We start from the raw sequence: 14,691 nt of genomic DNA on the forward strand, positions 1-14,691 counted from the left end.
CCAGGACCAAAGCAAAGACACTGACGCCCGCCAAACATGCAACACCGCTTCGGCGAATGCGCTTTGCAACCGACATCCCAATCTCCCGATCCGACACGGCCATGCAGACTCGCCGCACCGACTCTGCCGCGCGGTAACTTTTCGGTAAGATATCGGTCCCGCTCCCGATCCGAAACCGATCGGTTCGATGGAAGCGGCGTTTTCGGCCTACCGCGGCAAACGCGCCACAGTGGTCAGAAAGTGAAGCGGGGAGCGGCTTTGAAGCCGGGGAGCGCGGGAACGGCCGCGTTGAAGGCGACCCGTTCGCTCACGGAACCTGCCACCTTGGTAAACACGCAGGCCTTGCCCGCCCCGCCGTGACCGACGACGGCGACGAGGCGCCCGCCTTCCTTGACCTGATCGAACAGGGCGGCCGGCACCTCGTCCACCGAGCCGTTGAGGAGGACGAGGTCGTAGGGCGCTTCCGCCTTCCAACCCGCGTTCAGCGGCCCCTGCATCACCGCGACGTTGGCGACGCCGATCTCGGCGAGCGTGGCGGTGGCGGTGGCCGCGAGGCCGGCGTCTTCTTCCACGGCCACGACCTGCTGGGCGAGGCGGGAGAGAACGGCGGCCGAATAGCCGGTGCCGCCGCCGATATCGAGCACGTGGTCATGCTCCTGCACGTCCGCCTCCTGGATGAGGCGCGCGAGGATCATGGGCTCGATGAGGTAGCGGGTCGGGCTGCCGGAGGTCAGAGCGAGGTCGTCGTCGATATAGGCGAGCGACTTGAGCTGGGCCGGAACGAAAAGCTCGCGGGGGATTTCGAGCATTGCACCGACGATGCCCGGGTCGGTGACGTTGTTGGTGCGCACCTGGCTATCCACCATGCCGCGGCGCAGCTCGACGTAATCGATCATTTTCCCGTCTCCGGCCATCCCCTTGGCCCGGGGCGCTCAGCGGAGGCGTGTCCCGTGCCGTCGGGCTCAAGAGCCATATTGCCGCCCCTTTTGCAAGGCGCCCCTCGGGAACGGCGACAGCGCGGACGGGCTCATGTGGCCGCAAGTCGCATGGTTCCGGGCCGGCAGCGGCGAGAGTGTCCTGCACCCTGACAAAGGCGCGGGTCGATCCCCGCGCCGGCCGCTGCCGAGGAGGCGCGACGCATGACGGCAACCGACATCCCCTCCCCTCCTGCATCGCAGGACCCGCGACCCGAGGGCCTCGACGAAGCCGCGGTCCATCGTCTGGTCCATACCTTCTACGCGCGCGTGCAGAAGGACGCCCTGCTCGGCCCCATCTTCGGCGGTCGCATCGCCGACGAGGCCTGGCCGGTCCATCTCGCCAAGATGTGCGACTTCTGGTCCTCGGTGCTGCTGAAATCCGGCCGCTACGAGGGCCGCCCCCTACCGCCGCATCTGGCGCTCGGCAGCGATGCGGGCGAACCCCAGTTCGCGCGCTGGCTCGCTTTGTTCCGCCCGACCGCCCTTGAGGTGCTGCCGCCCGACGCGGCCCAGCAGGCCATCGCCCATGCCGAGCGGATGGCCTATTCCTTCCGGCTCGCCATCGGCTTCCACAAGGGCGAGGACACCACGCGGATTCTCCCTTACGGCTGAGCGGAAGGCGGAGCCCGCGGGCGAACCCGCGCCTCCCCCGGCTTCCGGGCGCGCATCAGAGTTGCTTGTCGGTGGTGCTGATGAACTTCATGCCGCTCGTGGCTTCGAGGTTGGAAAGCGCCGCGTCGATGACCGAGAAGATGGTCGCCCGAGCCGACGCCTTGCTCAGGTCAAGCTTGGCCGAGCTTGCAACCTTGAGCTTGGTCAGCGCCGACGAGAACGCCGCGCTCGCCTGCGCCGCGGTGTAGAACTGCGCGGGGTTGGTGCCGTTGGAATAGGACAGGGTCTGGGCAACTCGCGAGAAAACGTTGGCCAGCGCGCTCATGTTGAAGACGACGCTGTTGGTCGGCGTCATCTTCAGGGACGGGCTCGTGGTGGGGATCGGGTTGTTGTAGAGCTGGTCCAGGTAATAATGGACCTGATACGGATACTGAACGTAGGTATCCGAGCTTCCCCAGGCCGAACTATAGCTGTTCACCGATGTCACGGTGGCAGCCGTCGCCGTGGCGCCGAGAGTGCTGTAGCGGGACACGAGCGGCCCGTAGAAGCCCTGATTGTAGGCGACGTTCAGGATTACATCGAGGAAGCTGTTCGGCAGCGTCGTGAAGTTCTTCAGCGCCGTATCGAAGGCCGGCTCCCACGGGGTGGTCCAGCCCCCCTCGCCCTTCCCGGTGACGTTCAGCGCAACCAGATCGTTGTAGTGGAAGTACGCGACCAGGGCCGGGCCGTAGTATTTGTTATTGAAGGAGGCCGGCGTCGCCTTGGTGTATTGTGTGGCCGCATTGGCCATGGTGAAGCCGATGTTCTTCTGGATCGCCACATAATTTATGAGCGAATGGCCTTTGGGCTGGTAGCTGCCAGAAACCATGTCGGCGGCATAGTTGTTGATCTGGTAGGGACCGCCCTGGCCGACGCCCATGACCGCCTGCTGGTTTGCATTCGGATCAATGAGGTCGCTGCTCGACTTATAGTATTGGGTCGCGATATTTTCCTGCAGCAGCTGCGCGAAGATCGATCCGTAGAGATAATCCTTGTTGTACTGGATGCCGGGAAAGCCTTCATCGATGAGATGACCGAGCAACACGCCGGCGACCATATTCGACATGATCAGGTCGTCGTAATTCCCACCCGTGAGGGTGAGCGAGTCCTGGGCGGTACCGACGCCGAGCAGCAGATGGAAATTGATCGTCCCCGTGCTGGCCGTGCTGGGCGGCGGGCCACTGAGGGTGGTGACGGTGACCGGCGCCGATTTGGCCGAAGCGCCGACAGAATCCACGGCCGCAACGGCAAAGCTATAGGAGGTGAGCGGCGTCAGGCCCGACACCGTCACGCTGGCGCCGGCCGAGGTCGTCGTCAGGGCGCCATTCATGTAAATCTGGTAGCCGGATATAGTGCAGTTCGCCACCGTCACCGGGGTCCATGTCAGCGTCGTCGCGTTGCCGGTGGTGCCGGATGCGGCGAGGCCCTTGGGGACCGGCGGCACGGCGGTGCAATTGGAGCAGGATCCGGACTGGGTCCACGGCTGCCCGGTGCCTGATCCGCCGTTGTTGGTGGCGGGGTCCTGATTCTGGGTCCACCAATTGGCGCGATAGATGATGCCGTTTTCGCTGGCCTGCGCGCCCGCCGTGTAGACCGATGACGAGTTCCAGGCTGCGGGGCAGGACTGGGCCGATGCCGATCCTGCAAGCCATGGGGTGAAGGCGGACACCAGTGCGATGGACGTGGCGTGAAGAATCCTCATGGCAGCCCCCAATTTGACAGCCCTTTGGGCGGTACCGGTATAGGGCACTCCACGCTTGTGTCGATAGCTGAAAATGATGCGGCTTAGTAACGCCCGGCGCGACGAAGAGATCTCGCCTTGGATTTATGGCCCATGGCCGCCATTTGCCATTTCGATACCTTCGGACGCTGCAATCTATATGTGCAGCGAGGATCTGGTTGCATTCATGGCCTCGCCGCAACCGTCTTGAGGGTGATTCCACTTTACAATGGCACGCACCTCTGCCGGGGCGCGCTGGAGTTCGTTTTAAACTAGATGAATCCGGCCGATGAGGTACTCAGAACCACCCGCCCCCTCGACGCACATTCTTCCCTTGGGTAAAAGGGGACTAGGGGCAAAAGGCTCACCGTTGTGAGCGCTGACGAGGAAGCCGCCGATTGTCGATTACGATTGCTGCGGTCATTCCACTCTATAATGGAGAACCGTTCATCGGAGCGGCGCTCCACAGCGTACTGGCCCAGACCCGACCGGCTGATGAAGTGATCGTCGTCAACGACGGCTCCACCGATGAGGGCCCCGCCATCGTCGAGGAGATCGCGCGTCATCATCCCGTGCGCCTGATGCACAAGCCGAACGGCGGGCAGTCATCCGCGCGCAATCTGGCAATCCGCTCGACCACGTGTTCCCACATCGCGCTGCTGGATCAGGACGACGTCTGGTACGAGGATCATCTGGCGGCGCTTCACCAGCCGTTCGTCGACGCCGAGATTCGTCGGCTCGGGCTGGTCTACGGCAACCTCGACCAGATCGACCGCAACGGCCGGCTCATTACCGAGCATTGTCTGGATCAGGTCCCCACGCCGCATCCCAAGCGGTCCCTGATGCAGTGCCTGCAACACGACATGTTCATCCTGCCCGGCGCGTCGCTGGTGGACCGGCAGGCCATGCTCGACGCCGGCCTGTTCGACGAGCGCCTGTCCGGCTACGAGGACGACGACCTGTTCGTCCGCCTCTACTCCATGGGTGTGAAGAGCTGCTATCTCGACAAGTCCGTCACCATGTGGCGCATCTATCCGGAATCCACCTCCTTCAGCGCCCGCATGGCCCGCTCGCGGATGATCTATTTCCATAAGCTGATCGAGGCGCATCCGGATGAACCCCGACTCGGGCTGTTCTGGCGCCGGGACGTGATTGCCCCCCGCTTCACCAGCATCCTGCGCAGCGAGTTCCTGCAGGCCTCCAAGGCCGCCGACTTCGACCGCGCCCTCCGCGCCTGGGACGACCTGAAAACGGTAGCGCCCTACATGAAGAAGAGGGTGCAGATGCGGATCAGGCTTGTGGGCCCCCTGATCGAGGCCACGCTGGCCGGGCCGTTGACCAGCGTCGCCCGCCGGCTGCTGCGGCACGCCCTGCGCTGATCCACTGCGTTCGCGAAGACGGGGGACAATCCGAAGCGACGCTTGCGTGGTTCAGGCGAACGCCTTAAGAACACGCGCTCGTGAGGCCACGTGGCGGAGTGGTTACGCAGCGGACTGCAAATCCGTGCACCCCGGTTCGATTCCGGGCGTGGCCTCCAGTTTCCCTGAAAGCCAAGTCAGATAGCCAGCTTCCGCCCGGTTCGTGGCGGTGCGCTGCAGCATGCTTTCGGGCCGGAAAGTTGACTTAGCCTCTTGCTGGCAGTTCATGGGGACACCGAAGCGGTCCCGCATCCGGACGCCGCCGGAGATGTACATGAACGCGAAAGCCGCCCAGCGCCACGGGCCTCCTCCCACTTCGGACGAGACCAATGCCGTCCTGCGGCGCCTCCTCCTGTCCGACGGCCGCAAGCACTGGAAGGGCTATGTGCTGGCCTTCGTCTTCATGGGCACCATGGCCGCCTGCACGGCGGGCCTCGCCTATCTGATGAACGATGCCGTCAACGCCATCTTCGTGCACCCCACCCCCGCGGCGGTGTGGGCAGTGTCGGGCATCGTGATGGTGCTTTCCATCATCAAGGGCGCCTCGGCCTACGGGCAGAGCATCACCATGGCCCGCATCGGCAACCGGGTGGTGGCCGACAACCAGAAGCGCGCCTTCGACCGTCTGATGCTTCAGGACGCCGCCTATTTCGGCCATCGCCATACGGCAGAGATCACCACGCGCTTCACCGCCGGCGCCGCGGGCGCGCGTGGCGCGCTGGACCTGATCGTCACCAGCATCGGTCGCGATGCCCTGTCGCTGGTGATGCTGGCCGGCGTCGCCTTCGTGCAGGATCCCTTCCTGGCCGTCATCGCCCTGGTGGTGATGCCGGCTGCGGTGCTTGGCACGCGCAAGCTCATCAAGAAGGCCAAGACCATCTTCACCACCGGCTTCACCTCGGGCGTGAAGCTGTCCTCCATCGTCATGGAGGTGTTCCAGGGCATCCGCACGGTGAAGGCCTACACGCTTGAGCCGGTGATGCGGGAGCGCACCCACAAATTCATCGACGACGTGGAGATCAACGCCAACCGCCTCGTGCGCACCCAGGCCAAGTCCAGCCCCCTGATGGAGACGCTGGGCGGCCTCGCCATCGGCGGCGTGATTCTCTACGCGGGATATAATGTGATCGAGCTCGGCCGCTCGCCGGGCCAGTTCTTCTCGGTGCTCACCGCCCTGCTGCTGGCCTATGAGCCGGCCAAGCGGCTGTCGCGCCTGCATGTGGAGCTGGTCAGCCACGTCATGGGCGCGCGCATGCTGTTCGACCTACTCGATGCGCCCGCCCCCGACGCCGACGCCCCCGGCGTCGGCGCCCTGCCCCGCCCCCGCGGCCGGGTGGAATTCAAGGACGTGGTGTTCGCCTATCGCCCCGGCGAGAATGTGCTGCGCAGTCTCGATCTGGTGGCGGAGCCCGGCCGGACGACGGCGCTGGTCGGCCAGTCCGGCGGCGGCAAGACCACCATCATCAACCTGATCGAGCGCTTCTACGATCCCCAGTCCGGCGCCGTGCTGATCGACGACGTGGACACCCGCACCGTCTCGCGCACCTCCGTGCGGGCCTCGGTGGCGCTGGTGAGCCAGGACGTCTACCTGTTCTCGGGCACCATCCGCGAGAATATCGGCTTCGGCCGGCCGGGCGCGTCGGAAGAGGAGATCGTCGCGGCGGCCAAGGCGGCCCACGCCCATCCCTTCATCATGGGCTTCGAGACCGGCTACGACACGTTCGTAGGCGAGCACGGGGCGCAGCTCTCAGGCGGGCAGCGCCAGCGCATCGCCATCGCCCGCGCCTTCCTGAAGAACGCCCCCATCCTGCTCCTCGACGAGGCCACCGCTGCGCTCGACTCCGAGTCGGAAGCCGAGGTGCAGAAGGCGCTGGCGGAACTCGCCCACGAGCGCACCACCATCGTCATCGCCCACCGGCTCCAGACCGTGGTGCGCGCCGATCGGATCTGCGTGATCGAGGGCGGCCGCGTGGTGGAGAGCGGCACCCACGACGAGCTGATCGCCCGTCGCGGCCGCTATTACGGATTCTATTTCGCCCAGTTCGCGCACGAGAGCGGGAATGCCGACTCAAGAGTGGGCAGCGCGGTGGAGTCCGGCCCGGACGGCGATTTGTTGAGGGCCTGAGAATCCAGCACCGGCGGCACTTTGCGCGCCGGTGCGGCAACTTCCCCCGGAAAAGCGCGTCTTACGGCTTCACAAGCGGCGATGTGGTTGCTATATCGCCGGCCTCGGTCGCGAGACCCACGGTCCCTGATAGCTCAGTTGGTAGAGCGTTCGACTGTTAATCGAATGGTCGCAGGTTCGAGTCCTGCTCAGGGAGCCACTTCTACCTCCACCTTGCCGCCCCTTTCCTGCCAGCCCTCGGCGACTCACGCGCCAGAAGCGCACGAACCGTCGTGCTCTGGCGACCGCGCCGCCTACCGCGCTCGAAGGTTGTCTTGTGTGGATCGACGGCAGAGGCGTTTCATTCACCCTCTCGGGTGGCCGGCGGGCCCTTGCGCCCCCCGTCCCGAAAATGTAGCAACGAAGCCGTTCGGCGGAATGTCGGAGCATAGCGCAGCCTGGTAGCGCATCTGCTTTGGGAGCAGAGGGTCGCAGGTTCAAATCCTGCTGCTCCGACCACCCTCCACCGCGGGCTCACCATCGGCTCTTCAGCGGCCGGGCGGATCCACCTTCACGCCGTTGGGGCCGATCTCGATCTGCATGGTGTTCCTGTCGCGCTCATAGGCCTGATAGGCGAACACCCCGCCGACCACGACGAGAATCACGATCACGCCGTAGAGGACATTGCGCGGCATCTTTCTGCTCCTGTTGCTTCTTCGCTGACTGGAGCGGCAACGCCCCCGCTTTCCCGATTGTTCCGCTCGAGCCGGGTCGAGGCTAATCTTCCCGGCCGGTGAGACGACGCCGGTTGAAGGCGACTCACCCGGTTTCCGGGATCGTCTCGGGTATCAGGCTCTGGCGGCAGGGATTGCGCCGCCGGGCAGGATTTTGGGAAAGGATGATTGCGATGGCTTCGGATACGGAGCTGGCCGAGTGGCTCGGCTCGATGCTCAAGGCGGTGGGCACCACGCAGGCCCACACCATGGTGCAGCATTACATCCTGCGGGACATCGTCACCCAGCTCGCCGGGCATCAGGATCGCCCGGACGGCTTCATCGCCGACATGTTCGAGCGCGTGAGCGGGCTTGTCGACCAGTGCGAACTGGCGGGCAAGCCGGACATCGAAGCCGAGATGCGCTGGTACGCGGAGACGTTCTTCACCTCCATCGGCAAGACGCTCGAGCCCAAGTAGGTCGCCCGGACCCAGCGGAGCACAAGCGCGGCCCCGCCTCCGCGCGCGAGGGCTCGCCGACCATTCTGCGACGAAGGGGGTCGGCGTTTCGCGTCACGGAGGCGGATCGCCCGCGCCGGCCATGGATGGAGGCCCGGCCTTGCGCATGGCCAGACCTCCCTTGTGAGGAAGTCTGGCCGCTTCACGCGCTTTACTTGTGCAGCAGCGCGGTCTGCTGGGTCGCTGCAGGCGGGTTCCAGAGGGGAACGATGATGCGGCCCCACAGGCGGGTGTCGTTGCCGCCATAGTTCTGCTCATAGACGTCGGTGGTCAGATAAGCCTGCAAAATCACAGGGCCAAAGTCATAACCGACGAGGCCGCCGATCGCGAACTGGCTCTGCTTCTGGTAGAAAGGGGTCGGGTTGTTCAGGTCGGTGGAGTAATAAGCCACCGGGCCGATTTCGAACTTTCCGAACTTCTTGGTGGCGGTCAGATCGACGTTCAGGAAGTTCGGGTTGATCGTATTGCTCACGCCATTCGCCTGGATGCCCCAGATGGCGTTCGCCGTCAGATTCCAGCCGTCCGCCGTATAGCTCAGGGCAAAACGCTGGTTGAACGAGGTTGAATCGAAGGCCACCCCCGTATTCACGCCGAGATAGAAGCCGGCCATGTAGCTGAAACCGAAGCCGTTTCCGAGATCCCAGGCGACCTGAGCGGCGAAGAACGGATTGTAGAATCCGGAGGTATAGTCTCCGTTCTGCACGCCGACGCCGACGACTGGAACAGCAGTCAGAAGCTGAAGCCGTCCGCCGAACAGGAATACGGGCGTCGCCCAGGCCAGAACCGGAATATCCACGCCGACGCAGGTGCTGTCGGGCGAAGTATTGCGGCAGCCATAATCTGCCGTGTTCACGGCATAGACGCCTTCCGGCAGCGGTGCACCGGCCGCCAGACCCACCGTTTCACCTGGCTGGGTCACGGAACCGGCGTGCGCGGGCAGGGATTCGGGCAGCAGGGCCACCGCAGACAAAGCGGCTACGGCCGCCATTCTTGCGAATGTCGTCATTTTTTCCTCCGAAAGGCGGAGCCCATCACCGCCGTCCCAACGGCTGGGCTCTTCGCTGGCGCTTCCTCAGGCGCTAATGCGCCGCTCTCTTTTCGGTCCAAGGCGTCGAGGCCCTGGACGACATCACGGCCCGGCCCGCGAACGGGATCGAGCGTTGTGGACACTTCGGGCAAATGCTCGAAGTGCAGAGGCATCAACTGGGGAATGCTAACGGCAGCGTGTCACGACCTTAGCGGCGCGGGGATGACACCAGGCGCCGCTCGGGACCTTCGAGGATGACCGGTATCCCTTGTCCGGGTCCTTGAAGCCGAAGCGGTATCAACGTTAGCCCAATTTAAGGGCATGCAATACTGTTCCGGCGATCCATCCGCCCAAATCAAACGCAAACGCGAGCGATGTGACGTTCGCGCAACAGTTTTGAACGGTCGCCGGTGCCCGGTTGCGGGCAGGCCATGGCGAGGCAGTAGACATCCGGTCGCAGGCGACGGAAGGTGTGCGCCTCATCGGATTCTGGGGTCCGAACGAATCCGGCATTACGCAAGGTGAGCACGACGCCATGCTCGACATCCACTACCGTGAATACAAGATTCTGCTCCGCCCGCAGCAATTCTACTCGCCCAAGCGTTTTGAGGATTACTGGAACGAAGTGAAGGCGGTTGCCAAGAAGCACGGAGTGGGCGTCGTCACCAACAAGGACGCTTTTCACCGGCAAGTCCGCGAAGTGCTGTTCTATGATACCCCCGATTTCGACCTCTACCGCAACTCTTTCATTCTGAGGAAGCGGACGTTCTACGACGATGGCTGGCCGCGTCCGGAGCATGAACTCGCCCTGAAATACCGCAGCCCGGACCGCCAGAAGGCAACGGCGGTGGAGATGGCCCCGCGCATCACCGGCGCCGTCCAGGTGAAGTTCAAGGAAGAAATTCTTCCCCTCAAGGAAGAACTCGGCGGCATCCGTTCGCTCTATTCGCACAATTGCATCATTACCTCGCTCGGTGCCGTCCTGAGCCCGGCATTGAAAAACATCATGTCCATCTTCCCCTCCATGTCGGCGGTGGATGCGGACGGGGATTCCCAGATCGACCTCGTGAACAGCATGGCGGTGGAAGAAATCCAGGTGGACCCCGGCCACTTCGACTTCGGCCATGGCTATGAGGCAAAGGCGACCATCGCCATCTGGCGCAACCGCGCGTCCGAGCAGTCCCTGGTGGGCGAATTCGCCTTCCAGGCGAAGTTCGACCACTACAGCGAGGTCAACGACAAGGCGAAGCGCCTCTCCGAGGACTTCTTCCGCGACGTGCAGAACATAGCGCCGGAATGGGTGCAGCTCGGCACCACCAAGACCGCGATGGTCTACGGCATCGGCGCCAAGGAAGTCGCCCACTCCGAATAGGGATCACGGCGGGCCCCACCGGCCCGCTCATCTTCACCCTCCCGGCGAAAATCCATGAGCGTCACCAAGCCGCCGATCCCTGCACCACCTTCCGCGCCCGGCGCCCCGCAGGGCGCGCCCGCAACGCAGGTTTCCCTTCTGGAAATCTTCATCACTTTCCTCATCATCGGCGGCATCAGCTTCGGCGGCGGCGTGGTCGCCTATCTGCGCAACGCGCTGGTGGTGGAGAAGGGCTGGCTGGACGAGGAGGAATTCCTCACCGCGCTGGAAATCTCGCAGGCCCTCCCCGGCCTCAACGCCACCAATATGAGCGTCATCGTCGGTGACCGACTGCGTGGCCCGGTGGGCGCGATCGTCGGCTTCCTCGGCATGACGCTGCCGGGCGGCCTGCTCGTGTTCGCGCTCGGCATCTTCTACGTGTCGAACCACGGCAATCCGGCCATGCACGCGATCCTCGCCGGCATCGGCGCTGCCGCCGTGGGGCTGCTCGCGGCGGTGACCGTGCAGATCGGCCACAAGCAGCTGGAGCACCTGCGCGAGATCCTGCTCATCCTCATCACCGTGGTGCTGGTGAGCTTCCTCCACGTCTCGCTGGTGCTGGTGCTGCTGACCGTGCTGCCCCTAGCCCTCTTCATCTACCGTCCGGGCCGTGGAGAGGTGGACGAGCCATGAACAATCCGCACACCGACCTCAGCGTCCTCGGCGTCTTCTCGCTCCTGTCGCTCCTCGCCATCGGCGGCGGCACGGCGGTGCTGCCGGAGATGAAGGCGCTGACCATCGATGCCCACCACTGGCTCACCGATAGCCAGTTCCGCGACATTTACAGCCTCGGGCAGGTGGCGCCGGGGCCCAACATGCTGATGGTGATCGTCATCGGCTATCACGTCGCCGGCACGCCGGGGGCGCTCCTCGCCTTCACCGGCTTCTTCCTGCCGGCGTCGGTTCTGGCGCTCGGCTCGTCCCGTCTGTGGAATCATTTCGACGGGTCGCCCTGGCGGCTCGCCTTGCAGATGGCGCTGGCACCCATCGTCGTCGGACTGATGGCCGCCGGCACCGTCGCCGTGGCACGAACTGCCATCACCGGAACCGAGACGACGCTGATCGCCGTCGCCGTGTTCGTCCTCGTCTATTTCGGCCCGAAGATCATCGGGGCGAAGGTCAACCCGGCCTTCTACATCTTCGCCGGCGGGCTGCTGGGCTACCTGACTCTGACCTAGGGGCGCAGCCCTATTTCGCCGGGAACATGGGGTGGGCGATCCTGTCGCCCGCCTTGATGCCGAGCCGCCGGGCCTCGCCGCCGCCGATCTCCAGCACCGCCCGCACCGGCTCGCCGGAGGAAATGGTCTCGGTGGAGAGCGGGGTGGTCATGGCGGCGATGCGAGCGATGCTGCCATCGGCGCGGATGAACACCATGTCCAGCGGGATGAGGGTATTCTTCATCCACATATAGACCGGCTGGTCCACCTTGAAATCGAACAGCATCCCGCCCTGCTCGGGCAGCGATTTGCGGCACATGAGGCCCTGGGTGCGCTGATCGTTGGTGCGCGCGACCTCCACCTGGAAGGCCAGCACGCCCTTGGCGGTGACGATCTCCAGCGGGTCGAGCACCGGCTTGGGATCGATCTTGATCTGCGCGCACTCGGCCTCAGCCGCATGGGCGACACCCGGAAGCCCGACCAGAGGAAGCGCGAGCGCGAGCGCAAACTTGGCCGCCAGGGCGGCCCGCGACGGAATGTGACGCATCAGTTGTTCCCGCTGGGGCCGTCGGCCTTCACTTCCGCGGCCATCAGGCCCTTGGAGCCGTCGCCATACCGCACCAGTACGCTCTGGCCGGGGCGCAGTTCGGTGAGGCCGTGACGGCGGAGGGTTTCCATATGGACGAAGATGTCGGGCGTGCCGTCGCCCTGGGTGAGAAAGCCGAAGCCGCGCAGCCGATTGAACCATTTCACCGTCGCCCGCTCGAAACCGCTGGTGGGCTCTACCACGGTGCGGGTGCGGGGCTCGGGCGGCGCGGTGTGGACGGCGGTCGACAGGTCGAGGGAGAGCACGCGGAAGGCCTGCCGCCCCTTGGCGCGCTGGATGGCTTCGCACACCACGCGGGCGCCTTCCATGGCGGTCTGGAAGCCGTCGCGGCGCAGGCATGTCACATGAACGAGGACGTCGGGGCCTCCGTCGTCCGGCACGATGAATCCGTAGCCTTTCGACGCATCGAACCATTTGATGGAGCCGGTGACTTCGACGAGCCCGGCGGGCTCCTCGGTCCCCTCCTCCGAGCCGGCGGTCCGTGGCCCCAGCCCCAGTGCGTCAGACCCCATGACCACCCCGAAACTAACGCGCGGCGGCGCACCCGTTGCCGCGGAGATGGTAGGATAGCAACTGAATGGCGCAACGCCCACCCTCTTCGCGCGCCTTCGTCACCCGTCACCGGCAAAGGGCGCGAGCACGTCCCCGATCTCGGCGCGGACCACCAGGTCGGCCACCTCGTCGAATTCCGTGGGCTCCCGGTTAAGGATGATCAGCCTGGCCCCCTTCTGTCGCGCCTTGAGCGGAAATCCCGCCGCGGGAAACACCACCAGCGATGAGCCGATGACGATAAACAGGTCGCTCACCTTGGTCAGCGCATCCGCCCGCGCCATCTCCCGCTCGGGCATGGCCTGGCCGAAGGAGATGGTGGCCGCCTTCACCGGCCCGTCGCAGGCTGGGCAATCAGGCGCGATGCCCCCGGCGGCATCGAAGCGCTCCTTCACCCAGGCGAGCTCGTAGCGCGCGCCGCAATCGAGGCAGGTGGCATAGGTGCCGTTTCCGTGCAGCTCCACCAGCGCGTCATCCGGCACGCCGGAGGCCTGGTGCAGGCCGTCGATGTTCTGGGTGATGACGCCGGCGAGCCTTCCGTGCCCCAGAAGCCGGGCGAGCGCCCTGTGCCCCCGGCCGGGCTGCGCGCCGGCGAACGCCTCCTCCATGGCGAACTTGCGCCGCCACGCCTCGTTGCGCGCGGCCTTGTGGGCCACGAACACGTCGAAGGGGATGGGCTTGTTCTGCGTCCACAATCCGCCGGGGGAGCGGAAATCCGGGATGCCGCATTCGGTGGAGATGCCCGCTCCGGTAAAGGCGACCGCGCGCGCCGACCCGTCCAGAAGTTTGCGGAGGCGCTGCTGCGCCCCCTTGAGATCGCCTTCATAGATCATACGTCACCTGCTACTTCACTCCGGCCGGCCCGCCGGCTTGCGCCCCACATATGGACGAGATCCCGATGCGCTTCCTGCACACCATGGTCCGCGTGACCGACATCGACCAGTCGCTGGACTTCTACTGCAACAAGCTGGGGCTCAAGGAGGTGCGCCGCAAGGAGGTGCCGCAGGGGCGCTACACCCTCGTCTTCCTCGCCCCTCCCGGCCAGGAGAACGTGGCCGAGATCGAGCTGACCTACAATTGGGACAAGGAGCCCTATGGCGAGGGCCGCAATTTCGGCCACCTCGCTTTCGAGGTCGAGGACATCTACGGCCTGTGCGAGCGCCTGATGGCCTCCGGCGTCACCATCAATCGCCCGCCCCGCGACGGCTACATGGCCTTCGTGCGCTCGCCCGACAATGTCTCCGTGGAGCTGCTGCAGAAGGGCGGCCCCAAGCCCCCGGCCGAGCCGTGGGCCTCCATGCCCAACACCGGCAAATGGTGAGCGCCTGACGCGCCCCGGGTGAGCCGCCGCAACGTCCAGCCGGCGGCCACCTGCCCCCAGGCCGCGCCTTTCGTCCGTGGGGCGGGAGCGCGTGGCTTTGGATAATTCCGTCACAGGCTTGCAGCCACGCCGCCCGCCCCCTATAAGGGCGCCCACTCCGGTGGCCAAAACCCCGGAGCGGCCGCGCGCCCTTCGTCTATCGGTTAGGACGCCACCCTTTCACGGTGGAGAGAGGGGTTCGACTCCCCTAGGGCGCGCCAGCTTCGCACTCCCGGCGAACGCTTTCCCCCCAAGTCGCGATTCCACGACTCAGCTTTGATCTTCAGCATCCTTCCTACTCGCTGCGTCGCGCCTTGCGTTTCGGACATGACGCAAGGTGTCCCCCATTTGCGGTATGCGGATGATCCCGCGCGGGGTGACAATCAAGACAAATCAAAGAGCTGCCGATTGTTCAAAAAGGTATTTTGGGCAAAAGCGGTTTGCCTCTCTGTTTCATTTTTCAAGCAGCGCCCGGGATT

Annotated in this window: 15 protein-coding genes and 4 tRNA genes; 12 read left to right on the plus strand and 7 right to left on the minus strand. The window is 64.9% G+C overall.

The window, feature by feature from the left end; genetic code table 11:
- Positions 1 to 233: 233 nt before the first annotated feature.
- Positions 234 to 896, minus strand: coding sequence for a protein-L-isoaspartate O-methyltransferase (locus D7006_RS12165; protein ID WP_237356785.1), 663 nt, complete (start codon positions 894 to 896; stop codon positions 234 to 236).
- Between the two features lie 243 nt (positions 897 to 1,139).
- On the opposite strand from D7006_RS12165, the gene D7006_RS12170 reads away from it, so the two are divergent.
- Positions 1,140 to 1,589, plus strand: coding sequence for a group III truncated hemoglobin (locus D7006_RS12170; RefSeq protein ID WP_237356786.1), 450 nt, complete (start codon positions 1,140 to 1,142; stop codon positions 1,587 to 1,589).
- Positions 1,590 to 1,644: 55 nt separating this feature from the next.
- On the opposite strand, the gene D7006_RS12175 is transcribed toward D7006_RS12170, so the two are convergent.
- Complete coding sequence (locus tag D7006_RS12175) at positions 1,645 to 3,330, minus strand: fibronectin type III domain-containing protein (protein ID WP_229644444.1); 1,686 nt, start codon at positions 3,328 to 3,330, stop codon at positions 1,645 to 1,647.
- A gap of 416 nt (positions 3,331 to 3,746) precedes the next feature.
- Between D7006_RS12175 and D7006_RS12180 the strand changes: the two genes are divergently transcribed.
- From D7006_RS12180 to D7006_RS12200, 5 genes are all read left to right on the plus strand, one after another.
- Positions 3,747 to 4,727 carry a glycosyltransferase family A protein gene (locus tag D7006_RS12180; protein WP_169120343.1) on the plus strand — a complete coding sequence of 327 codons (981 nt, stop codon included), beginning with the start codon at positions 3,747 to 3,749 and terminating at the stop codon, positions 4,725 to 4,727.
- Positions 4,728 to 4,811: 84 nt separating this feature from the next.
- A tRNA-Cys gene (locus D7006_RS12185) sits at positions 4,812 to 4,885 on the plus strand.
- A gap of 155 nt (positions 4,886 to 5,040) precedes the next feature.
- The gene (locus D7006_RS12190) at positions 5,041 to 6,891 is read left to right on the plus strand and encodes an ABC transporter ATP-binding protein (protein ID WP_237356787.1); all 1,851 of its coding nucleotides are present in this window, start codon (positions 5,041 to 5,043) and stop codon (positions 6,889 to 6,891) included.
- Between the two features lie 123 nt (positions 6,892 to 7,014).
- Positions 7,015 to 7,090: transfer RNA gene (locus D7006_RS12195), tRNA-Asn, on the plus strand.
- 222 nt (positions 7,091 to 7,312) lie between these two features.
- Positions 7,313 to 7,389, plus strand: a tRNA-Pro gene (locus tag D7006_RS12200).
- Positions 7,390 to 7,418: 29 nt separating this feature from the next.
- Here D7006_RS12200 and D7006_RS12205 read toward each other — a convergent pair.
- Entirely contained in the window at positions 7,419 to 7,565 is a 147-nt protein-coding gene (locus tag D7006_RS12205) for a hypothetical protein (protein WP_169120339.1), read from the minus strand.
- 212 nt (positions 7,566 to 7,777) lie between these two features.
- On the opposite strand from D7006_RS12205, the gene D7006_RS12210 reads away from it, so the two are divergent.
- A complete protein-coding gene (locus D7006_RS12210) occupies positions 7,778 to 8,062 on the plus strand; it encodes a hypothetical protein (protein WP_169120337.1) in 285 nt (94 codons plus the stop codon).
- A gap of 190 nt (positions 8,063 to 8,252) precedes the next feature.
- Here the strand turns inward: D7006_RS12210 and D7006_RS12215 are convergent, their stop codons facing one another.
- Positions 8,253 to 9,107: a transporter gene (locus D7006_RS12215; RefSeq protein ID WP_169120335.1), complete on the minus strand. Its 855-nt coding sequence runs from the start codon at positions 9,105 to 9,107 to the stop codon at positions 8,253 to 8,255.
- A gap of 556 nt (positions 9,108 to 9,663) precedes the next feature.
- Between D7006_RS12215 and D7006_RS12220 the strand changes: the two genes are divergently transcribed.
- The 3 genes from D7006_RS12220 to D7006_RS12230 are packed head-to-tail and all read left to right on the plus strand — an operon-like array spanning position 9,664 to position 11,717.
- Entirely contained in the window at positions 9,664 to 10,500 is an 837-nt protein-coding gene (locus tag D7006_RS12220) for a hypothetical protein (RefSeq protein ID WP_237356788.1), read from the plus strand.
- 54 nt (positions 10,501 to 10,554) lie between these two features.
- Entirely contained in the window at positions 10,555 to 11,172 is a 618-nt protein-coding gene (locus tag D7006_RS12225) for a chromate transporter (protein WP_237356789.1), read from the plus strand.
- Positions 11,169 to 11,717 carry a chromate transporter gene (locus D7006_RS12230; RefSeq protein WP_169120329.1) on the plus strand — a complete coding sequence of 183 codons (549 nt, stop codon included), beginning with the start codon at positions 11,169 to 11,171 and terminating at the stop codon, positions 11,715 to 11,717. The genes D7006_RS12225 and D7006_RS12230 overlap by 4 nt, the downstream gene beginning before the upstream one ends.
- 10 nt (positions 11,718 to 11,727) lie before the next feature.
- Here the strand turns inward: D7006_RS12230 and D7006_RS12235 are convergent, their stop codons facing one another.
- From D7006_RS12235 to D7006_RS12245, 3 genes are all read right to left on the minus strand, one after another.
- Positions 11,728 to 12,243 (minus strand): DUF192 domain-containing protein, encoded by a 516-nt coding sequence (locus D7006_RS12235; protein WP_169120327.1) that lies wholly within the window; start codon positions 12,241 to 12,243, stop codon positions 11,728 to 11,730.
- On the minus strand, positions 12,243 to 12,815 hold the full coding sequence (locus tag D7006_RS12240) for a cold-shock protein (RefSeq protein WP_229644439.1): 573 nt from the start codon (positions 12,813 to 12,815) through the stop codon (positions 12,243 to 12,245). The genes D7006_RS12235 and D7006_RS12240 overlap by 1 nt, the downstream gene beginning before the upstream one ends.
- Before the next feature lie 99 nt (positions 12,816 to 12,914).
- Complete coding sequence (locus D7006_RS12245; RefSeq protein ID WP_237356790.1) at positions 12,915 to 13,685, minus strand: Sir2 family NAD-dependent protein deacetylase; 771 nt, start codon at positions 13,683 to 13,685, stop codon at positions 12,915 to 12,917.
- A 65-nt stretch (positions 13,686 to 13,750) separates the two neighbouring features.
- Here D7006_RS12245 and D7006_RS12250 point away from each other — a divergent pair, with 65 nt between their 5' ends.
- Both D7006_RS12250 and D7006_RS12255 read left to right on the plus strand, forming a co-directional pair.
- Positions 13,751 to 14,173 (plus strand): VOC family protein, encoded by a 423-nt coding sequence (locus D7006_RS12250; protein WP_024278979.1) that lies wholly within the window; start codon positions 13,751 to 13,753, stop codon positions 14,171 to 14,173.
- A 185-nt stretch (positions 14,174 to 14,358) separates the two neighbouring features.
- Positions 14,359 to 14,433, plus strand: a tRNA-Glu gene (locus D7006_RS12255).
- The last annotated feature ends 258 nt before the right edge of the window (positions 14,434 to 14,691 follow it).

Origin of the sequence: Xanthobacter sp. YC-JY1 (assembly GCF_021730305.1) — a bacterium.
Classification (GTDB): domain Bacteria; phylum Pseudomonadota; class Alphaproteobacteria; order Rhizobiales; family Xanthobacteraceae; genus Xanthobacter; species Xanthobacter flavus.